Consider the following 18,816-nt stretch of genomic DNA (forward strand, 5'->3'; position numbering starts at 1 on the left):
AGCGATTACCTTAACTTCAACGTGGCTAAGCCGAGTAACACTAAGAAAATCGAGATAATCCAAAAGCGGACAATCACGCGTGGTTCAGGCCAACCCTTTAACTCATAGTGGTGATGGATAGGCGCCATGCGGAAAATGCGCTGGCCACGTAACTTGTAAGAACCGACCTGCAGGATCACAGACACAGTTTCCATCACAAACACACCGCCCATAATCACTAATAGGATTTCTTGGCGAACCAGTACCGCAATCGCGCCTAAGGCTGCGCCTAAAGACAGCGAGCCCACATCGCCCATGAAGACCTGTGCTGGATAAGTGTTAAACCATAAAAAGCCTAAGCCTGCGCCCACAATCGCAGTACAGACGATCACTAGCTCACCCGAACCAGGTAAATGCGGAATGTGCAGGTAATTAGCAAACTGAGCATGGCCAGACAGATACGCAATCAAGGCAAATGCCGCGGCCACCATCACAGTTGGCATAATCGCCAAACCGTCGAGACCATCGGTTAGGTTTACCGCGTTGCTCGAACCCACGATAGTAAAGTAAGCCAATACGATAAACACAGCGCCAAGCTGTGGCATCACGTCCTTAAAGAAAGGCACGACTAACTGGGTTTCACCCGGGTTAGACGCTGTGGTGTAGAGGAAGAAAGCAATGATCAACGCCGCTAAGGATTGCAGAATATACTTCCAACGCGCGATCAGTCCCTTAGTATCTTTACGCACGACTTTGCGGTAATCATCAATAAAACCGATCATGCCGAAGCTGCCTAATACAAACAGCATCACCCACACATAACGGCTACCGAGATCGCCCCACAACAGTACACTGATAAAGATGGCGCCTAAAATCATCAGGCCGCCCATGGTCGGCGTACCGCGTTTACTGAAATGCGACTCTGGCCCGTCGTTACGCACGACTTGACCAATCTGCATTAACTGCAAACGCTCAATCAGTTTAGGACCCCACCATAAACTAAACATTAATGCGGTTAACAAGCCTAAAATGGCTCGAAATGTCACATAGGAAAATACGTTAAACCCAGTATGAAAACGGGTTAAATACTCGGCCAGATACACCAGCATCTACACTAACTCCCCACGCCCGAAGGCTACTGTTAGGCCATCCACGACCCGCTCCATTGCGGCACTACGTGAACCTTTAACTAAAACCGTCACCTGTCCCGGCAACTGGTTGATGTGTTTTATGAGTTTTTCTACTAACGTCGCCACGCTGTCATGGTGCTCCGCCCCGAAAGCTTGGCTAGTGTGCTGAGTTAAGGTGCCGGTACAGAACAGAGCATCGATTCCCTGTTGCTTTGCCAGTTGTCCCAGTTCAGCGTGTAAAAGGGGCGCATTGTCGCCTAATTCGCCCAAATCTCCCAGTACCAAACAGCGATTTTCAGAAATTTCCTTTAACCAAGCGATAGCCGCTCCCACTGACACGGGATTGGCGTTATAGCTATCATCGATTAGACGAATACGTCCTAATTGAGTTGGCTGCATGCGTCCCTTAACTGGGGTCAACTGGCTCAAGCCTTCGGCGATTTCTTTAAGGCTTAATCCTAAAGCAATACAAACACTTGCCGCAGCCAGCGCGTTGCTAACTTGGTGACGACCCGCGAGAGGCAGAGTCACTTCGCAGGACTCTCCCGCGTAATTGAGGATAAAACGATAGCAACCTTCGCTATTGGCTTTGTGGCCAGTCGCAATCACATCGATTTGACGTTTAGCCGCGCCTTCCTGCTGGGAGAAGCTTAATTGCTTATATTGTTTCGCTTTCACCCGCATCACATCGGCAAAGGCATCATCGGCATTGATAATTGCCGTGCCGCCGGATTGCAGATGGTTGTAGATTTCCGATTTGGCCTGAGCGACACCCGCCTGTGAGCCAAAGCCTTCTAAGTGAGCGCTGCCAACGTTGTTGACTAACGCTACGTGAGGACGCACCAAACTCGAGGTGTAATCAATCTCACCTTTATGGTTAGCGCCAAGCTCAAACACCCCGTATTTATCCTCGGGCGTTAAGCGCAGCAAGGTGAGTGGCACACCGATTTCATTATTAAAATTGCCAGCGGTGTAAAGCACTTGATGCTTCGCCGATAAAATTGTGGCGATCATTTCTTTCACGCTGGTTTTGCCATTGGAGCCAGTTAAGGCCACACAAATGGGATCCACTTGGTCACGTACATAGGCGCCAATCGCGCCCATGGCCTTTTGGCAATCGGCAACAATAAGCTGCGGCACATCGAAGGCCAATTCACGTTCAACCAGCAGTGCAACGGCACCATTTTCAATTGCCGTGGCCGCAAAATCATGGCCATCGAAACGCTCGCCCTTTAAGGCGACAAACAGAGTCGCTGGGCCGATTTTACGGCTATCGCTGCTTAATGCTTGGATGGTGACATCGTCACCGACTCGATGCGCACTTAAGTGTTGGCTTAGCGCCTCGAGGGAAATTGGGATCATTGGCTTTGCTCCGATAACTGACGTGCCAGGGCGCGCTCATCATAGTCATGACGCACACCTGCCGCCTCTTGGTAAGTTTCATGGCCTTTGCCCGCAAGCAGAATCACATCCCCAGGTTTAGCCTGTGCCACGACGCGCTTAATCGCAGCCACACGGTCAACCTCGGTCAATGCTCGCTCAGGGTGAGTCAGCCCTTGGATAATATCGGTAATAATTTGGTTAGGATCTTCGCTACGGGCATTATCGCTAGTCACCATAATGCGATCGGCGCATTGCTCCGCCGCTTGTCCCATCAATGGGCGTTTGCCCTTATCACGGTCGCCACCGCAGCCAAACACGCACCACAACTCGCCCGCGCAGTGACGACGCAGGGCATTCAGCGCCTGTTCAATCGCATCCGGGGTGTGAGCATAATCGACGACTAAGGTGATGTTGTCTGCGGTGGTAAAACGTTCCATGCGGCCAGCCACGGGCACTAAATAAGGCACTTTGGCGGCCAGGGCACGCATATCCACGCCCTGTAAATACAAGGCAGATAAAGCAGCGAGTAAATTCGAGAGATTAAAGGCACCTAATAAAGGAGAACGAATGTCGATTTCGCCCTCGGGCCAGACTAATTTCGCCTGCACGCCTTGATCGTTAAATTGGGCATTCTTAGTGTAAAACGCCGCCTCGGTATGCGCTTCAATACTAAAGCCCCACATTTTCGCGGGGACATTTGCCAGCTCGGATAACCAAGCGGCACCCACGGGATCATCAAGATTCACTAAGCCGTGACGCAGGGCGTCGAAACGAAACAGCATTTGCTTGGCTGCGGCATAGTTTTCCATATCGCCGTGGTAGTCCAAGTGATCACGGGTCAGGTTAGTGAATACCGCCACATCGAAGGGCACGGCATCGACTCGGCCTTGGACTAAACCATGACTTGAGACTTCCATCGCGCAGGTATTAACGCCTTTGTCTGCAAACTCATATAGTTGGCGCATCAGGGTAATCGCATCGGCGGTCGTATTACCGCTATCGACTAACTCGCCCCACAGGCCATTGCCGAGCGTGCCCATCACCGCCGCTTTACCTTCAAGCAAGGTCACTAATTGCGCGCACAGTTGACTAGTCGAGGTTTTACCATTGGTGCCGGTGATCCCGACAATGCCCATAGACTGACCTTGGACAACGGGATAACGCACTGCGGCGACCGCAGACACTTGCTTCGCTAACTGATAAAAATAAATCTGTACGCCTTGCTCAGTCGCAATAACCTTGCCCTGCTCTTCAATGCTATCCGTATGCACTAACACCGCAATCGCACCTTGGGCTAAGGCCTTATCGATAAATTGACGACCATCGACCTTATGGCCAGGCAGCGCTAAAAACACATCGCCGCGACGTATTGCGCGGCTATCTAAAGTCAAATCTAAGAAGGTTTGTTCGCCCGCGTAGGGGAACCAAGGCGCTAATAGATCCCTTAACAACATCATTCAGTTCTCCCGGCGAGTCCCGCCAATTGCACCTGTTCTTTATCGGAAATGGGTTCGACATTTAACATTTGCAGTGCGCCTGACATCACCTTAGCGAATGCCGGCCCTGCCACTGAACCACCATAATAGAGATCGCCTTTCGGCTCGTTCACCACGACAACAATCGCGAGTTTGGGATTATTCACTGGCGCGACACCAGCAAATAACGCAACATAATCATCACCATAACCGCCAGCTACCGCCTTACGGCTGGTGCCAGACTTACCCGCAACTGGGTAGCCATCGATATGCGCAAGCGTACCTGTGCCACCTTTTTCGGTCACACCCACCATCATTTGCAGCACATCGTGAGCGACCTCTTGTGAGATCACGCGTTCACCTTCGGGCGGCTTTTTCAGTTTTAAAATCGATACTGGATATAAAGTCCCGCCATTGCCTAAAGTGGCGTACATCCGCGCCAGTTGCAGCGTGGTCGCCGTTAGGCCGTAGCCGAAAGATAAAGTGGCGCGCTCGAAATCGGACCAACGGTGACGGTCTTGGATCAAACCTGCGCTTTCACCCGTGAGGTTAATCCCCGAGAAGCTGCCTAAACCCATGGATTGATAAGTGCCTAATAACTGCTGCACTGGAATAGACAGGGCGAGTTTACTGATCCCCACGTTACTGGATTTCGCCAGAATACGTGCCAGTGTCATGTCGCCGTAGTTAGTTGCGTCACGTACTTGGCGGCCGCCTAAACGCATCCATCCCGGAGAGGTTGGGATCACATCGGTAGACTTAACCGTGCCTGCTTCTAACGCCGCAGCAACCACAAAAGGTTTAATGGTTGAGCCAGGCTCGAAGGTATCCGTCATCGCGCGGTTACGCATTCTGAAGGTTTGCAGATTGTCGCGCGAGTTGGGGTTGTAAGATGGCGTATTCACCATGGCTAAGACTTCGCCAGTGTGAATATCGAGCACCACGATCGAGCCAGAGGTCGCTTGGTTCATCTCAGTCGTGCGCTTTAACTCACGGTAGGCAAGTTGCTGAATACGTTGGTCGATACTCAACACAAGATCGTTTGGACTCTCACCTTCCTGAACGATATCGAGGCGCTCAACCACATGGCCATCGCGAGATTTACGCACTTTTTGTTTAGATGGTGTACCTGTAAGCCAACTGTTGTAAGCGTTTTCGACACCTTCAATACCGACATCGTCGATATTGGTAATGCCGATCAGCTGGGCGGTGATCTCACCACCAGGGTAGTAGCGGCGTGACTCGGATTTTAAAAACACCCCAGGCAATTTAAGCTGAGTGATATAGTCTGCCACCGCAGGTGTGACTTGGCGTTTAAGGTAGGTAAAACGTTTGGTTGGATTGCTGCGCACCTTTTCGAGCACATCTTCCACGGGTTCATGTAATACGTCCGCCAGCGCTTGCCAGCGGCGCATATCGGTAAAACCATTGTTATCATTGACTTGTTTAGGGTCGGCCCACACGGCACGCACCGGCACACTCACCGCCAGCATATCGCCGTTACGGTCGGTGATTAAGCCACGCTGCACCTCACGACTGGTGGTTCGTAGGGTGCGCATGTCACTCTCGTGACGCAGCTTATCGGGCTCGATAATTTGGATATAAGCAGCACGACCCACAAGGCTCGAAAACATCGCAAATACAAAGCCAACCACGACGTATAAACGCCAGTGGATCAGTTGTGGCTTTTGCTTTTTGCTGGCCTGTTTGGTTTTTGCTTGCCTAGTCATATCTTCCCTATGTTCACGGCACCTTTACCACAACTTCTTCGCTGGGTAAGGGTCGACTCATGTTGAGATCCTTTGATGCAATCCGCGTGATCCGGCTGTGCTCGGTCTGGGACTGCTCTTCCAATAATAAATTGCGCCACTCGATATCTAATCTGTCACGCTCCTGCAGTAGCTGATCCCATTGGGTAGTGAGCTTACGGCTCACATGGCTGGTATAGACCACAGCCACAGCATTACTGAGCACGAGCAGTGCGAGTAACAAGATCCATTTGTGTTGCCACAGGTCGTTTAATACTATCCGTGGCAGATTTAATGAGGGCTTACTCACTTTGTTTGCCCTCTAGTAATCTAATCGCTCGGCAATGCGTAACACTGAGCTGCGCGCTCTGGCATTGCGTTCAATTTCCTCATCGGAAGGCATAATCGCCTTACCTATGGCGCGCAATTTACGCGACTTGTTAATTTGATCTTCGGTGATTGGCAGACCGTGAGGCACGCTCTCACCTTGGCTATGGCGACGAATAAAACGTTTTACGATGCGATCTTCCAGTGAATGGAAGCTGATAATCGATAAACGTCCCTGTGGCGCCAGTACGGTTAATGCACCTTCAAGCGCTTGATCAATTTGATCTAATTCACTGTTGATATAGATACGGATCGCCTGAAACACCCGGGTTGCAGGGTGTTTGTTACGCTCTTTATTTTTGGTGATCCGCGCAATTAAATCGGCTAAATCCTTGGTGCGTAAAAACGGGGTTTTATCACGGTCAGCCGCAATACAACGGGCAATATGGCGCGCATTTTTCTCTTCACCATAGGTTTTGAATACCCACGCCATGTCTTCAATTTCGGCTCGTGCTAACCACTGAGCCGCCGTTTCGCCTTGGCTATTGTCCATGCGCATATCGAGCGGACCATCGCGCAGGAAACTAAAGCCACGTTCGGCATCATCGAGCTGCGGAGAAGACACGCCTAAGTCGAGTAACACACCATCAATCTTGCCAACCAGACCAAGCTCTTCGACGTAATCGGCTAGTTGGCCAAAACCACCATGTACAATTTGAAAACGGGGATCATCGGCGAATTGTTTAGCCGCTTCAATGGCTTGAGGATCACGATCGATCGCAATCAGACGTCCGTTTTCACCCAGTCTTTGCAGCACTTGTCTTGAATGACCACCGCGGCCGAACGTGCCATCGATATAGATGCCATCGTCTTTGATGTTCAAACCGCCAACCGTTTCTTCGAGCAGAACGGATAAATGGGCAAATTCTTGACTCATTACTCTCTTCTTATTTAGTTATGCGACTCGTTAGAGTGAAAAATCCGCCAGACGCTCGTTATTCGCGAGCTCCTCGCTTCGAATCGTTTCCTGACACTCATCAATTTGCTGCAGCCAAGCTTGCTCATCCCACAGCTCAAACTTGTTTAACTGTCCCACCAGCATGATGCGCTTATCTAAATTGGCGTATTGCCTTAGCGGCGGTGGCAGTAATATGCGCCCGTTGCCATCGAGTTCTACCTCATGGGCATAACCCAGCAACATGCGCTTAAGGGACCGTTGGGTTTTGTCGGTATCTGAAAGCTTGAGTAACTTAGCTTCGATCAATTCCCACTCATGGATGGGATAAAGGAGTAAACACGCAGATTGAATATCGACTGTGATGACGATGCGGCCTTGGTGCTCTAGCTGCAAAGGTTCGCGGTATCGCACTGGAATAGCGATCCGTCCCTTTGTATCTAAGTTGATAGCACTGGCTCCACGAAACACGCTAATTCATCCTATCCTTTGATTTTTGATCCACAAATATCCACTATTTCCCACAAATGCTAAGTTTAGGGATAGTAGACAAGCATTGTCAAGGGATGGGATCCTTTTATAAAGCCAGTCGGCAAGCGGGTTAGCAGCATGTTGAGCCCATCACTTAGCGACAAAGTTTTGACAAAAAGATCAGCGGAAAATCGGCTAAACGGCGAAAACCACGGGAATATAAAGCGAACAAAAAAGCAGCAGCCTTTTGCTTTCAGGGAGTTGCAATGAAATATTTGCCACAGGGTTTCTGTAAATATTGGATTTTCCCGAGTGAAAAATCACACTGGACTCACACGGGACAACAAAATAGACTCATTTTTTACATTCGCATTGGCTTATAGATCGTCAATTTCTAGCATAAATCGCTGAAATTTTATTTTCAGTTGCGGATTTATTCTGCAATTTAGGGATGCCTTTATTTCACGATTGCGAGGAAGATCAAAACTCCCGCGGGATTAACTCAAAGAATAACGCTATGAAAGCTACTCAAATCCGAACCTGCCACAAGTGGTTTGCGCTGCTTACCGCGATTCAATTGCTACTTTGGTTAGCCACCGGCGCTTATATGGTGTGGATGGATATCGAATTTATTCGCGGCAAGCCACTGGTAAACAAAGCAAACACGGCTACATACCAAGTGGAGACGCCCGCGTACAGCTTTACGGACTTTATCAAAGCACATCCCGATGCGACGGATATTAGTTTGTACGCGAATCAAGGCACACTCTACTATCGCGCCAACATCGCGGGAAAATTGCAGCGCTTTAGCAGTGAGACGGGGGAAGTATTACCGTTGCTCGATAAACAACAGGCGCTCGACGCTGCACAACGAGTCTATACGGGTCAGGCTAAATTTATCGGCTCGACACTCATCGAGCAGAACGCTCCGAGTGAAATCCCTGCTCGCGCACTCCCCGTTTGGCAACTGACGTTAGACGATGCCATGCATTCGACGCTTTATGTTTCAGCAATAACCGGACAGCTCGTAACAGCCCGCCATGATTATTGGCGGCTCTTCGATGTAATGTGGATGCTGCACATAATGGACTACGAGACCCGTGTGAATGTAAACAATTCTTTACTCACACTCATGAGCAGTCTAGCCTTGTTGACGACACTCTTTGGTATGGCTTTGACTTATATCAGTTTTAGAGCCAAACATCGTGAGGAGCGAGTATGAGCCTCCCGACACTTCGCTATACCAGCATGACTGCCACCAAACATCCCATCAGCCTAATGTTGCAAACCATACATAAATGGCTGGGGCTTATCGTTGGCCTACAATTATTAATTTGGGTCGTGACAGGACTCGCCTTTAACCTGATTGACGAGCGTTTTTTGGATGCGAACCCATATCGCACCACGCATCAAACAGCGACTCCCACTACTGCACTCGCCCCCACGGCTAATCTGCTGCAACAATATCAAGCAGAAGGCATTATCGAACTTAAGCTAACCTCAGTGTTCGAACGCGCCGTATATGCGCTCACCACAACTCAACAAACCCGCTGGTTTTGGGCGGACTCACTCCAACCACTATCCTTGAGTGATGCCGAGATACTCGCTATTGCCAAACAGAGTTACTCAGGCCCTGGTGAACTCAGCGCACCGCAAATCCTCACCCACGAAACGCCATTCGACGCCAGTGACCCAATTGCTATGCTGACAGCCGCGGACGAAGTTGGAACGCGGATTTATATCGATACCGCTTCGGGTGCGGTTCTGGCCCACCAAAATCGCCAATCAGATCTCAAGGATCTGCTCTTTATGCTGCATTTTATGGATTATGCTCCCAATAATGGCATTGGTTTTAATCACTTATTGGTACAACTTGTCAGCATTGCCGCGCTGTTTTTAGGTCTTTCGGGGATTTACATTCTTGGGCATAAGTTCCATCAAGGTCAGTTATCGCTGCCGTTCTTGAGGCGCAAAAACACCATAGGAAAACTGACGCTTTTTACTCAAGACGCTCAGCCGCTCGCCGAATTGTCTGACCTTAGTGGCAGCTATTTAGAAAGTATTAATCGAGGGAGTGAAAGATTAAGAACCCAATGTGGCGGTGGCGGACGCTGCGGCCTCTGTAAACTCAGATTTGTCGAGCAGGCGCCCAGCCCCAATGATTATGATCTGGATAAACTCACCCCCGCTGAGCTAGCACAAGGTATTCGCCTGAGCTGCCAACACGAGGCGCATCCTGGCAAACTGGAGTTAGTCACCAAAGCCCAGCACAGATATTGGCCACAGTCCAAGCACTAGAGAGTGTCGCGTACAGGCTTAAATCGGCGTATAGTCTAAATATTAACCAATTCCCGCCGATAAAGGGTTAAGAGGTAGCAAACCAAGGAGGCGCTATGAGTGGATTGGACAGTCTTTACGCTATGCTGGCACAGCCAACAAAACCCGTATTTACCCCTAAACGGGTCGTCGATCAGGTTAGCGGTGCGACCGCCAATGCGCCCGATAGCCATGAAACCCCTCAGTCGCAATTACCCCCGACGCTAGATGTTAAAGTCAGGGAAAGACGCAAAAACAACAACGTCAGTCGCAATAAAAAACGCCGCGCCTCGGACAAGCAACAAAACCTGAAAGAGGGAGGGTTGCTTGAAGTCACCGACGATACCGCTGACACCGCACAACCGCCCAGCAAGCATATTATCGATATCGAAGTTTAGTCGCGGGAGTTAAATGAAAAGACGCAACCTCTGGATGCGCCTTTTTCATTTCAATCATTTATTTCAATAGCTAAGAGCGAGTTCTTACTACAGCATCCTGCCAGCCCACATATAATCGCTCCCTTTGACTCGCATCAATATTGGGTTTGAAGTGTTTGTCGATACAGGCTTTATACTCAAGTTCGGTCACTGAGGTCCAAAAGCCGACCGCAAGACCTGCTAAAAAGGCTGCGCCAAGCGCGGTGGTCTCACACACGCTTGGCCTTAAGACTTCAACGTCGGTGATATCCGCTTGAAATTGCATGAGGAAGTCATTAGCAACCGCGCCACCATCCACCTTAAGGGATTTTAGCCGCTCACCGCTGTCCTTAATCATGGCATCGAGCAAATCCTTACTCTGGTAGGCAATCGACTCCAATGCCGCGCGGATAATATGATTACGGTTAGCACCGCGCGTTAACCCAAACAGCGCGCCACGGGCATTAGGATCCCAATAGGGAGCGCCAAGCCCGACAAAAGCTGGCACTAAATACACGCCATTTGTATCCGCGACTTTAGAGGCAAAATATTCGGTGTCGCTGGCATCGCGGATCAACCCCAGCTCATCCCGCAGCCATTGAATCGTCGCGCCGCCCATAAATACTGAGCCTTCAAGGGCGTAGTTCACTTCACCTTGGGCGCCTACCGCTACTGTGGTTAATAATCCATGGGATGAACGTACGGCTTTGTTGCCTGTATTCATTAATAAAAAGCAGCCTGTGCCATAAGTGTTTTTGGCCATTCCAGGCTCAACACAAAGCTGGCCAAAGAGCGCCGCCTGTTGATCGCCCGCGATCCCCGCGAGAGGAATTTCGCTGCCCTCACCGGCAATACGGGTTGTGCCATAGACACTGCAGGAAGGTCTCACTTCGGGCAACATAGCCGCAGGAATATCGAGCGCCTCGAGCAGTGTTGTGTCCCAACTTAGGCTGTGGATATTAAACAGCAACGTGCGGGCGGCATTGGTGGGATCGGTCACATGCACTTTGCCTTCGGTGAGTTTCCATAGCAACCAAGTATCGACCGTGCCGAATAAGAGTTCACCTCGTTTGGCCTTCGCGCGCGCATCCGGCACATTATCGAGGATCCATTTGATCTTAGTGCCTGAAAAATAAGGGTCGAGCAGGAGCCCCGTATTCTCCCGCACATAATCTTCTAAGCCTTGGGCCTTGAGTTGCTCACAGATTTCTGAGCTGCGGCGACACTGCCACACAATGGCATTGTAGACGGGTTTACCTGTGGCCTTTTCCCAGATAATGGTGGTTTCGCGCTGATTAGTGATACCAATGGCCGCCACTTCATCGCTGTGAATACCCGCTCTGGCGAGGGATTCGATTAACACCGAACTTTGGCTCGCCCAGATCTCCATTGGATCATGCTCCACCCAGCCGGGATTTGGATAAAGCTGGGTAAACTCTCGCTGTGACACACTGACAATATTGGCATCGTGGTCAAACACAATCGCCCTTGAGCTGGTTGTGCCTTGGTCTAAAGCCACTACATATTTTTTCTGCACACGCCTATCCTATTTACCCTGCACCCAATTGATATGGCGCAGAACGTAATGCTCCATTGATTATGCTCTGAATATATTCGCAATTGGCGGCTATGACCAGCCAACATCTGGCAAATGCGTATCCGGCCACGTTCTTTTAGGCACAAAAAAGCCCTGAAGATTCAGGGCTTTTTCATCAAGCTGGATGCTTACATCTTGTAGCTCATTTGGATACCGGCTAACCAAACATCACCGCTCGCTTCACCGTTGAAGCTTACTGTGGCGAGGTTTAGCAGATTTTGCTGCTCGTTGATTGGCGCATCACCCGTGGCACGGATATAGGTCAGTGCGAAATCAACATTCAGGTTTTTAGTCGCCTGATAACCAGCACCGACAGAGAACCACAGACGGTCTGAGTCAGGGATAGTCGTGGTACGCCACTCATCGGCCGCAGCCGTTTTGTCTAAGGCCACACCCGCACGCACTAACCATTCATTGTTCACTTGGTAGGTCGTACCTAAGGCAAAGCGCCAGTTATCTTCAAAGTTTTCTTCTTTCACTAAGTCAGATTCTAAGCCGCCCTTTGGTTTAACTTCACCAGGGAAGTAAGCCACTAACTGATCGAATACGCTCCAATCGGTCCAGTTAACGCTGGCATGCATTGCCCAGTTATCCGTTAATTGGTGATAAGACGACAGCTCGGCAAACGCAGGCAGTTCGAGGGGAATATAACCTTCAATCGACAGATTTTGGCCACCATCGTAAATCACACCAGAAGCGTGACCATCTAACTCAAACTTAACGCCGCTGTGATAGGCTAAACCCACGCGGTTGGTTGGGTTAATTTGCCAGCTAGTCCCTAGTTGCCAACCGTAGCCAATATCGTCGCCCTTCATGCTTTTCAGCTCAGTGCCACCCGGCGGTAACATTGCAGATACTTGTGCAGGTAAACCGGGTTTGATGCTATCTACCCAGCCAGGTAACGAAGCACCGATTTCACCTTCACCGTAAACGATACGCACACCACCACCGACGCTGACAGCATCATTTACGCGGTAAGCGATGTTAGGGTTGAACTCAACTGTAGTAACGGCAGTTTTATTACCAAAAATCGCCGCGGCGTGGGTTTTAGGTAACTCGGTTGACAGACCATAGTTAGAGTTAACGGCCAGACCCCAAGTCCATTGGTCATTTAACTGATTGGAATAGTAGAAGTTAGGCACTAATGCATCATCAGCCACATCGATGGCATCACCGTTCATCACGATTGGATTTGGGCCAAGTAATGGCGAGCTTAGGCTCACATCACCTTTAACATCCACGTTAGGCATAACATAGATACCACCAGCAGACAGCTGACGACCTTCTAAATAGGTCAGCATCGCTGGGTTGCGCCCCTGAACTGAAGCGTTATCGGCAATTGCGGCTTCACCGGCGAAGGCGCGGCCTAAGCCAGTCGCTGAGTATTCGGCCAGTTGGAAACCCGCTGCATGGACTTGAGTCGTTGTGCTTAATAAGGCTGCAGTCACAGCCAAAGTCAGAAGACGTTTTTGCATTGTTATTCTCAGAAAATATTATTGTTATCTGTGCCAGTAACTTGGTCACAATGGCGTTCACACAAAATAGAGCAAACACTCCAGATTGAATGCAGGGGAGTTTACCGATGCAGAAGATGTTTGCAACAAGCGGGAATAAAACAGATAAAAAAACTAGTTATTAAAAGACATTCAATATTTTTAGTGAGATAAATCACTTTTAAAACAAGAAAATCCAGCAAAAATCTAGCAAACTATTTGCTGAGCATATTTAAATGCAGATAATAAAAACTCAAAAATAAATTTAAAAACAATGAATTAACACAGAAAAACACTATAAACACTTGTAAGCCATTTTAACCATTAAAATTCAGCATAAATCACTATGATTTATTTTGATTGCGACACAAGGAATGCCAGCCTTACTTTAATCCAATAAATACAATGAATTATAGTTAGGTAATTAAACATGGATAACAAAAACGCCTAGTTTTCGAACTAGGCGTTTAAGATTAACTTACGTTAAGGTACAAGTGTTCGCCGAATGCTTAGCGGCGCCAACTAGGAATGTTTGCTTCGTACTCACCTATCTGCGTCCCGTGGGACAAGGTCAATCCAATGGCATCTAAGCCATTCAGCAATTTATGTCGCGCCGACTCGGCCAGTGTAAAGCTAAATTCAGCTCCCGAAGGCGATATAACCTTGCAAGTCGTTAAGTCCACGGTGATTTGTGCGCCTTCTTCGCTCGCCACCTCATCCATTAACTGACGCACTTCGTTCGCACTCAACTTCACCGGCAATAAACCGTTGTTGATGGAGTTGCCATAAAAAATATCGGCAAAGCTCGGGGCAATAATGGCACGCAGACCAAAATCCGCCAGTGCCCATGGGGCGTGTTCACGGCTGGAGCCACAGCCAAAGTTTTCCTGAGCCAGCAAAATCGAAGCACCGCTGTAGCGAGGTTTATTTAGAGTAAAATCAGGATTAGGCACATCCCCGGCATCATCGAGATAACGCCAGTCGTGGAATAAGTGCACACCGAATCCATCCCGCGTCACTTTAGATAAAAATTGCTTTGGGATAATTTGATCGGTATCGATATTGGCGCTGTCGATCATGACCGCAAGCCCGGTATGGCTAGTAAAAGGTTGCATTAACTTCTCCTCTTGGGATTACGGTTAGTAAGGTTTACGGATATCGACAAAATGCCCTGCAATTGCCGCCGCAGCCGCCATCGCTGGACTCACTAAATGAGTACGACTACCACGGCCTTGGCGCCCTTCGAAGTTACGATTACTGGTCGAGGCGCAGCGATCGCCCGCTTCTAACCTGTCATCGTTCATCGCCAAACACATAGAGCAGCCCGGTAAACGCCATTCGAATCCGGCCTCGATAAAGATTTTATCTAAACCTTCGGCCTCGGCCTGCGCCTTCACTTGGCCAGAGCCCGGTACTACGATTGCCGTAACGCCCGACGCCACTTTACGCCCTTTGGCCTGTTTCGCCGCGCTGCGTAAATCTTCAATCCGCGAGTTAGTGCAAGAACCAATAAAGACTTTATTAATCGCGACGTCTGTCATCGGCGTGCCTGCGGTCAAGCCGATATAATCCAGCGCTTTTTCCATGCTAGCGCGAATCGTTGGATTTGCCTCATCGGCAGGATTAGGCACTGGCGCATCGATGGCAACCACTTGTCCAGGGTTGGTGCCCCAAGTCAATTGCGGTGCGATATCGGCCGCATCCAACACGACGGAGGCATCAAACTCAGCACCAACATCGGTTTTCAGCGCCTTCCAGGCGGCGACGGCCTCTGCCCAATCTTCGCCCTTTGGTGCAAACTCACGACCTTCTAGGTAATCGAAAGTGGTTTGATCCGGCGCAACCATGCCCGCCTTAGCGCCCATTTCAATCGCCATATTGCAGACAGTCATGCGCCCTTCCATCGACAGTGCTTCAATGGCCTCACCACAAAACTCAACTACATAGCCAGTGCCGCCATCCATGCCGATCTTACCGATAATCGCCAGTACGATATCTTTCGCGGTGACACCATCGGTGACCTGACCACGAACTTCGATTTTCATGGTCTTGGCTTTTAATTGGCGCAGGGTTTGCGTCGCCAGTACATGTTCCACTTCGGAAGTGCCGATACCGAAAGCCAGGGCGCCAAAGGCCCCGTGAGTCGCCGTATGGGAATCACCACACACTATGACAGTGCCGGGTAAGGTAATGCCAAGCTCAGGTCCCATCACATGCACAATCCCTTGATTAGGATGATGAATGTCATATAAGCGCACGCCGAAGTCTTTACAGTTTTGTGCCAAGGTCTCGACCTGAGTGCGTGCCATAGGGCTTAAGGCATCGAGACTGGCACTGCGTGTTGATGTGTTGTGATCCATGGTCGCGAAGGTTTTTTCTGGGGCGCGTAACTTACGCCCCGCCACTTTCAAGCCGCTAAAGGCTTGGGGTGATGTCACTTCGTGAACCAAATGTCTGTCGACATAAATGATCGGCGCTTCGCCCTCAGGGGTGGCCACAACGTGAGCATCCCACACTTTTTGATACAGGGTTTTCGGAGCGGTTGATGTTGAAGGAGTCGTCATTACACACCTGCCTTAACTGCATCGGCGATAAAGTCGCCCATTTCGACTGTCGATTTGGCCTTATGGCGTTGGTCGCTACTTAATAGCTCACCAGTTAAATAACCAGAATTCAGCGCTTTACTCACTGCACGTTCGATCGCGCTTGCCGCCTCTTCTTGCTTTAAGCTGTGGCGCAGCATTAGTGCCGCCGACAGAATTTGTGCAATCGGGTTAGCGATGCCCTTACCCGCGATATCCGGCGCGCTACCACCAGCGGGTTCAAACAAACCAAAGCCAGTGCTATTCATACTCGCCGAAGACAACAAGCCCATGGAGCCTGTCAACATGGCGATTTCATCCGATAGAATGTCGCCAAACAAGTTAGAGCACAGCATCACGTCAAACTCATCGGGGCGGCGCAGCAACTGCATGGTCGCGTTGTCGATATAGATGTGTTCCAGTTTAACATCGGGGAAGTCCACCGCCACTTCTTCTACCACTTGGCGCCACAGTACCGAGCAAGCTAAAACGTTTGCCTTGTCGACCGAAGTGACTTTTTTACGGCGGCCGCGGGCGGCTTCAAAGGCGATGCGGGCGATACGGGCAATCTCACGGCGGCTGTAACGCATGGTATCGAAGGCTTCTTCACTCTCACCTTCACCTTGGCGACCCTTAGGTTTACCAAAGTAGATCCCACCCGTTAACTCACGCACGCAGAGAACATCGAAGCCTCTAGCTGAAATATCGCTGCGCAGCGGTGACATATGTTCTAAACCATCATGCAATTTAGCGGGACGCAGGTTACAAAACAGTTCGAAGTGACCCCGTAGCGGCAACAGAGCACCACGCTCGGGTTGTTCATTGGGCGGCAGTTTTTCCCATTTAGGACCACCGACTGAACCGAACAGAATGGCATCGGCCGCCTCGCAGCCCTTCAGTGTTGCCTCAGGCAAAGGACAACCATGATTGTCAATGGCGATACCGCCGACATCATATTCAGTGTATTCAATGTTAAGGCCAAAACGCGCCTCAACCGCCTTTAACACCTTACGCGCCTCGGCCATCACTTCTGGCCCAATACCATCCCCGGCTAATACTGCAATTTGATAACTCATACGCCCGCTCACTCCTTCAATGTGAAAACTTTATGCTCGATATCGCTTGGGCTATACGCCGCCCAGCTCTCTGTTTTTATGCATATTCTGCTTGTAATCTGCGACCTTATCGGCGCGGCATGTCAGGTTCATCACGTGCACTAACGCACGGGCTGATGCCTCAACCACGTCGGTCGCTAACCCGACACCGTGGAAATTTTGCTCATGGTAAACCGCGGTAATGTCGACTTGGCCCAAGGCATTTTGCCCCTCGCCCTTGGCGCCCAATTTGTAGCTAATGATATCGATACGACGGTCCGTCGCACGGGCAATGGCGTTATAGGCAGCATCGACGGGACCATTACCAGTCGCGGCTTCGGTTTTAATTTCACCGCCGACATCGATGCGCACTGTTGCCGTAGCAACGCCTTCGGTGGAGTCGGACTGCACCACTAACTGCTGTAATTGATAGAAGTTATCTTCCGCCGCTTGCGCTTCCATAAAGGCTAAGGCTTCTAAGTCGTAATCGAAGACTTGGCCCTTTTTATCCGCCAAATGTAAAAACTGTTCGTAGAGGGCGTCCAGATTGTAATCCTGCTCACTGTAGCCCATTTCCTCCATGCGATGCTTAATCACATGGCGGCCGGAGCGCGAGGTCATATTCAGGTTGTTTCGGTTTAGGCCGATACTCTCTGGCGTCATGATTTCATAGGTATTTTGCGCCTTTAACATGCCATCTTGGTGAATACCTGAAGAGTGAGTAAAGGCATTGGCCCCCACAATCGCCTTATTCGACTGGATCGGCATATTGCATAACTGGCTGACGAGATTCGACGTGCGGTGGATCTCCTTAGCATTGATCCCAGTTTCAACTCCCAACAGATTCTTACGCGTTGCTAAGATCATGGCGATTTCTTCTAGGGAGCAGTTACCCGCACGCTCACCAATACCGTTCATGGTACATTCGATTTGGCGGGCGCCATGCTGCACGGCGGTAATCGAATTGGCTACCGACATGCCTAAGTCATCGTGGCAGTGAACCGAAATAATGGCTTGGTCGATATTCGGTACGCGATTAAACAGGGTTTGAATAATGCCACCAAACTCGCTTGGCACTGTGTAACCCACGGTATCAGGGATATTGATGGTGCGAGCGCCAGCATGAATCGCCGCTTCCACCATACGGCACAGATTATCGATTGGCGTGCGTCCCGCATCTTCGCAGGAAAACTCCACATCATCGGTGAACCTGCGGGCATATTTCACCGCGCCTACCGCCATCTCCAACACTTGCTCGAATGAGCGCTTTAACTTGCTCTCCACATGGATAGTGGAGGTGGAGATAAAGGTATGAATACGGAACTGTTCGGCAACGGATAATGCCTGAGCGGCGGCATCGATGTCCTTTTCAAGTGCGCGAGATAAGGCGCATACACGGCTATTTTTGATGGTACGGGCAATGGTCTGCACCGACTCAAAATCACCGGGTGACGACACAGGGAACCCCACTTCCATCACATCCACACCGAGACGTTCTAACGCCATGGCGATCTGTAACTTTTCTTTGACCGACAGGCTTGCCGCTAACGCCTGCTCGCCATCACGTAAGGTGGTATCAAATATAATTACTCTGTTAGACATCTCGTTTCTCCATGGAACGTCACCGTTCATTATTTAACTTTTGCCGTATTCAGATACAAAAAACCCCGCAACATTGGTGCGGGGTTTGTGAATGCTTTGCCTATCTATCGAGCGAGCAACACTAAGACCTCCGCGTTTGTGGCGCGAGAGAGAGAAGGAGGAGGTCGAGTTTGCTGCTAATTCTATTCATTTAAATTAAATATTTATTCTATTGACTCAAAATAAGGACGGTTAATATTTAACTCGCC

At 49.9% G+C, this 18,816-nt stretch carries 16 protein-coding genes; 3 read left to right on the forward strand and 13 right to left on the reverse strand.

The window, feature by feature from the left end; all coding sequences use genetic code 11:
• Positions 1–5: 5 nt before the first annotated feature.
• The 7 genes from mraY to mraZ are packed head-to-tail and all read right to left on the reverse strand — an operon-like array spanning position 6 to position 7,468.
• Positions 6–1,088 (reverse strand): phospho-N-acetylmuramoyl-pentapeptide-transferase, encoded by a 1,083-nt coding sequence (gene mraY / locus SHEWMR4_RS18680; RefSeq protein WP_011624300.1) that lies wholly within the window; start codon positions 1,086–1,088, stop codon positions 6–8.
• Positions 1,089–2,471 (reverse strand): UDP-N-acetylmuramoyl-tripeptide--D-alanyl-D-alanine ligase, encoded by a 1,383-nt coding sequence (locus SHEWMR4_RS18685; protein ID WP_011624301.1) that lies wholly within the window; start codon positions 2,469–2,471, stop codon positions 1,089–1,091. It abuts the gene before it with no gap.
• Positions 2,468–3,949, reverse strand: a complete 1,482-nt coding sequence (gene murE / locus SHEWMR4_RS18690; RefSeq protein ID WP_011624302.1) for a UDP-N-acetylmuramoyl-L-alanyl-D-glutamate--2,6-diaminopimelate ligase — start codon at positions 3,947–3,949, stop codon at positions 2,468–2,470. Before murE ends, SHEWMR4_RS18685 begins: the two co-directional genes overlap by 4 nt.
• Entirely contained in the window at positions 3,946–5,697 is a 1,752-nt protein-coding gene (locus SHEWMR4_RS18695; RefSeq protein WP_011624303.1) for a peptidoglycan glycosyltransferase FtsI, read from the reverse strand. The genes murE and SHEWMR4_RS18695 overlap by 4 nt, the downstream gene beginning before the upstream one ends.
• A 13-nt stretch (positions 5,698–5,710) precedes the next feature.
• A complete protein-coding gene (ftsL, locus tag SHEWMR4_RS18700; RefSeq protein ID WP_011624304.1) occupies positions 5,711–6,025 on the reverse strand; it encodes a cell division protein FtsL in 315 nt (104 codons plus the stop codon).
• A gap of 12 nt (positions 6,026–6,037) precedes the next feature.
• A complete protein-coding gene (rsmH, locus tag SHEWMR4_RS18705) occupies positions 6,038–6,979 on the reverse strand; it encodes a 16S rRNA (cytosine(1402)-N(4))-methyltransferase RsmH (protein WP_011624305.1) in 942 nt (313 codons plus the stop codon).
• 30 nt (positions 6,980–7,009) lie between these two features.
• Positions 7,010–7,468: a division/cell wall cluster transcriptional repressor MraZ gene (gene mraZ, locus SHEWMR4_RS18710; RefSeq protein ID WP_011624306.1), complete on the reverse strand. Its 459-nt coding sequence runs from the start codon at positions 7,466–7,468 to the stop codon at positions 7,010–7,012.
• Positions 7,469–7,985: 517 nt separating this feature from the next.
• Here mraZ and SHEWMR4_RS18715 point away from each other — a divergent pair.
• The 3 genes from SHEWMR4_RS18715 to SHEWMR4_RS18725 all read left to right on the forward strand — a co-directional run bounded on the left by SHEWMR4_RS18715 (position 7,986) and on the right by SHEWMR4_RS18725 (position 10,182).
• Entirely contained in the window at positions 7,986–8,690 is a 705-nt protein-coding gene (locus SHEWMR4_RS18715) for a hypothetical protein (protein WP_011624307.1), read from the forward strand.
• Positions 8,687–9,766: a PepSY domain-containing protein gene (locus SHEWMR4_RS18720; RefSeq protein ID WP_011624308.1), complete on the forward strand. Its 1,080-nt coding sequence runs from the start codon at positions 8,687–8,689 to the stop codon at positions 9,764–9,766. Before SHEWMR4_RS18715 ends, SHEWMR4_RS18720 begins: the two co-directional genes overlap by 4 nt.
• Positions 9,767–9,861: 95 nt before the next feature.
• Positions 9,862–10,182, forward strand: a complete 321-nt coding sequence (locus tag SHEWMR4_RS18725; RefSeq protein WP_011624309.1) for a hypothetical protein — start codon at positions 9,862–9,864, stop codon at positions 10,180–10,182.
• 70 nt (positions 10,183–10,252) lie between these two features.
• On the opposite strand, the gene glpK is transcribed toward SHEWMR4_RS18725, so the two are convergent.
• The 6 genes from glpK to leuA form a co-directional block, all read right to left on the reverse strand.
• The gene (gene glpK / locus SHEWMR4_RS18730) at positions 10,253–11,737 is read right to left on the reverse strand and encodes a glycerol kinase GlpK (RefSeq protein WP_011624310.1); all 1,485 of its coding nucleotides are present in this window, start codon (positions 11,735–11,737) and stop codon (positions 10,253–10,255) included.
• Between the two features lie 188 nt (positions 11,738–11,925).
• Positions 11,926–13,272, reverse strand: a complete 1,347-nt coding sequence (locus SHEWMR4_RS18735) for an outer membrane protein transport protein (RefSeq protein WP_011624311.1) — start codon at positions 13,270–13,272, stop codon at positions 11,926–11,928.
• Between the two features lie 527 nt (positions 13,273–13,799).
• Entirely contained in the window at positions 13,800–14,405 is a 606-nt protein-coding gene (leuD, locus tag SHEWMR4_RS18740) for a 3-isopropylmalate dehydratase small subunit (protein ID WP_011624312.1), read from the reverse strand.
• 24 nt (positions 14,406–14,429) lie between these two features.
• Entirely contained in the window at positions 14,430–15,854 is a 1,425-nt protein-coding gene (gene leuC, locus SHEWMR4_RS18745) for a 3-isopropylmalate dehydratase large subunit (RefSeq protein WP_011624313.1), read from the reverse strand.
• Positions 15,854–16,948, reverse strand: coding sequence for a 3-isopropylmalate dehydrogenase (gene leuB, locus SHEWMR4_RS18750; RefSeq protein ID WP_011624314.1), 1,095 nt, complete (start codon positions 16,946–16,948; stop codon positions 15,854–15,856). Before leuB ends, leuC begins: the two co-directional genes overlap by 1 nt.
• A 51-nt stretch (positions 16,949–16,999) precedes the next feature.
• Complete coding sequence (gene leuA, locus SHEWMR4_RS18755) at positions 17,000–18,568, reverse strand: 2-isopropylmalate synthase (protein WP_011624315.1); 1,569 nt, start codon at positions 18,566–18,568, stop codon at positions 17,000–17,002.
• Positions 18,569–18,816 lie beyond the last annotated feature (248 nt).

The sequence above is a fragment of the Shewanella sp. MR-4 genome (genome assembly GCF_000014685.1).
Lineage (GTDB): Bacteria > Pseudomonadota > Gammaproteobacteria > Enterobacterales > Shewanellaceae > Shewanella.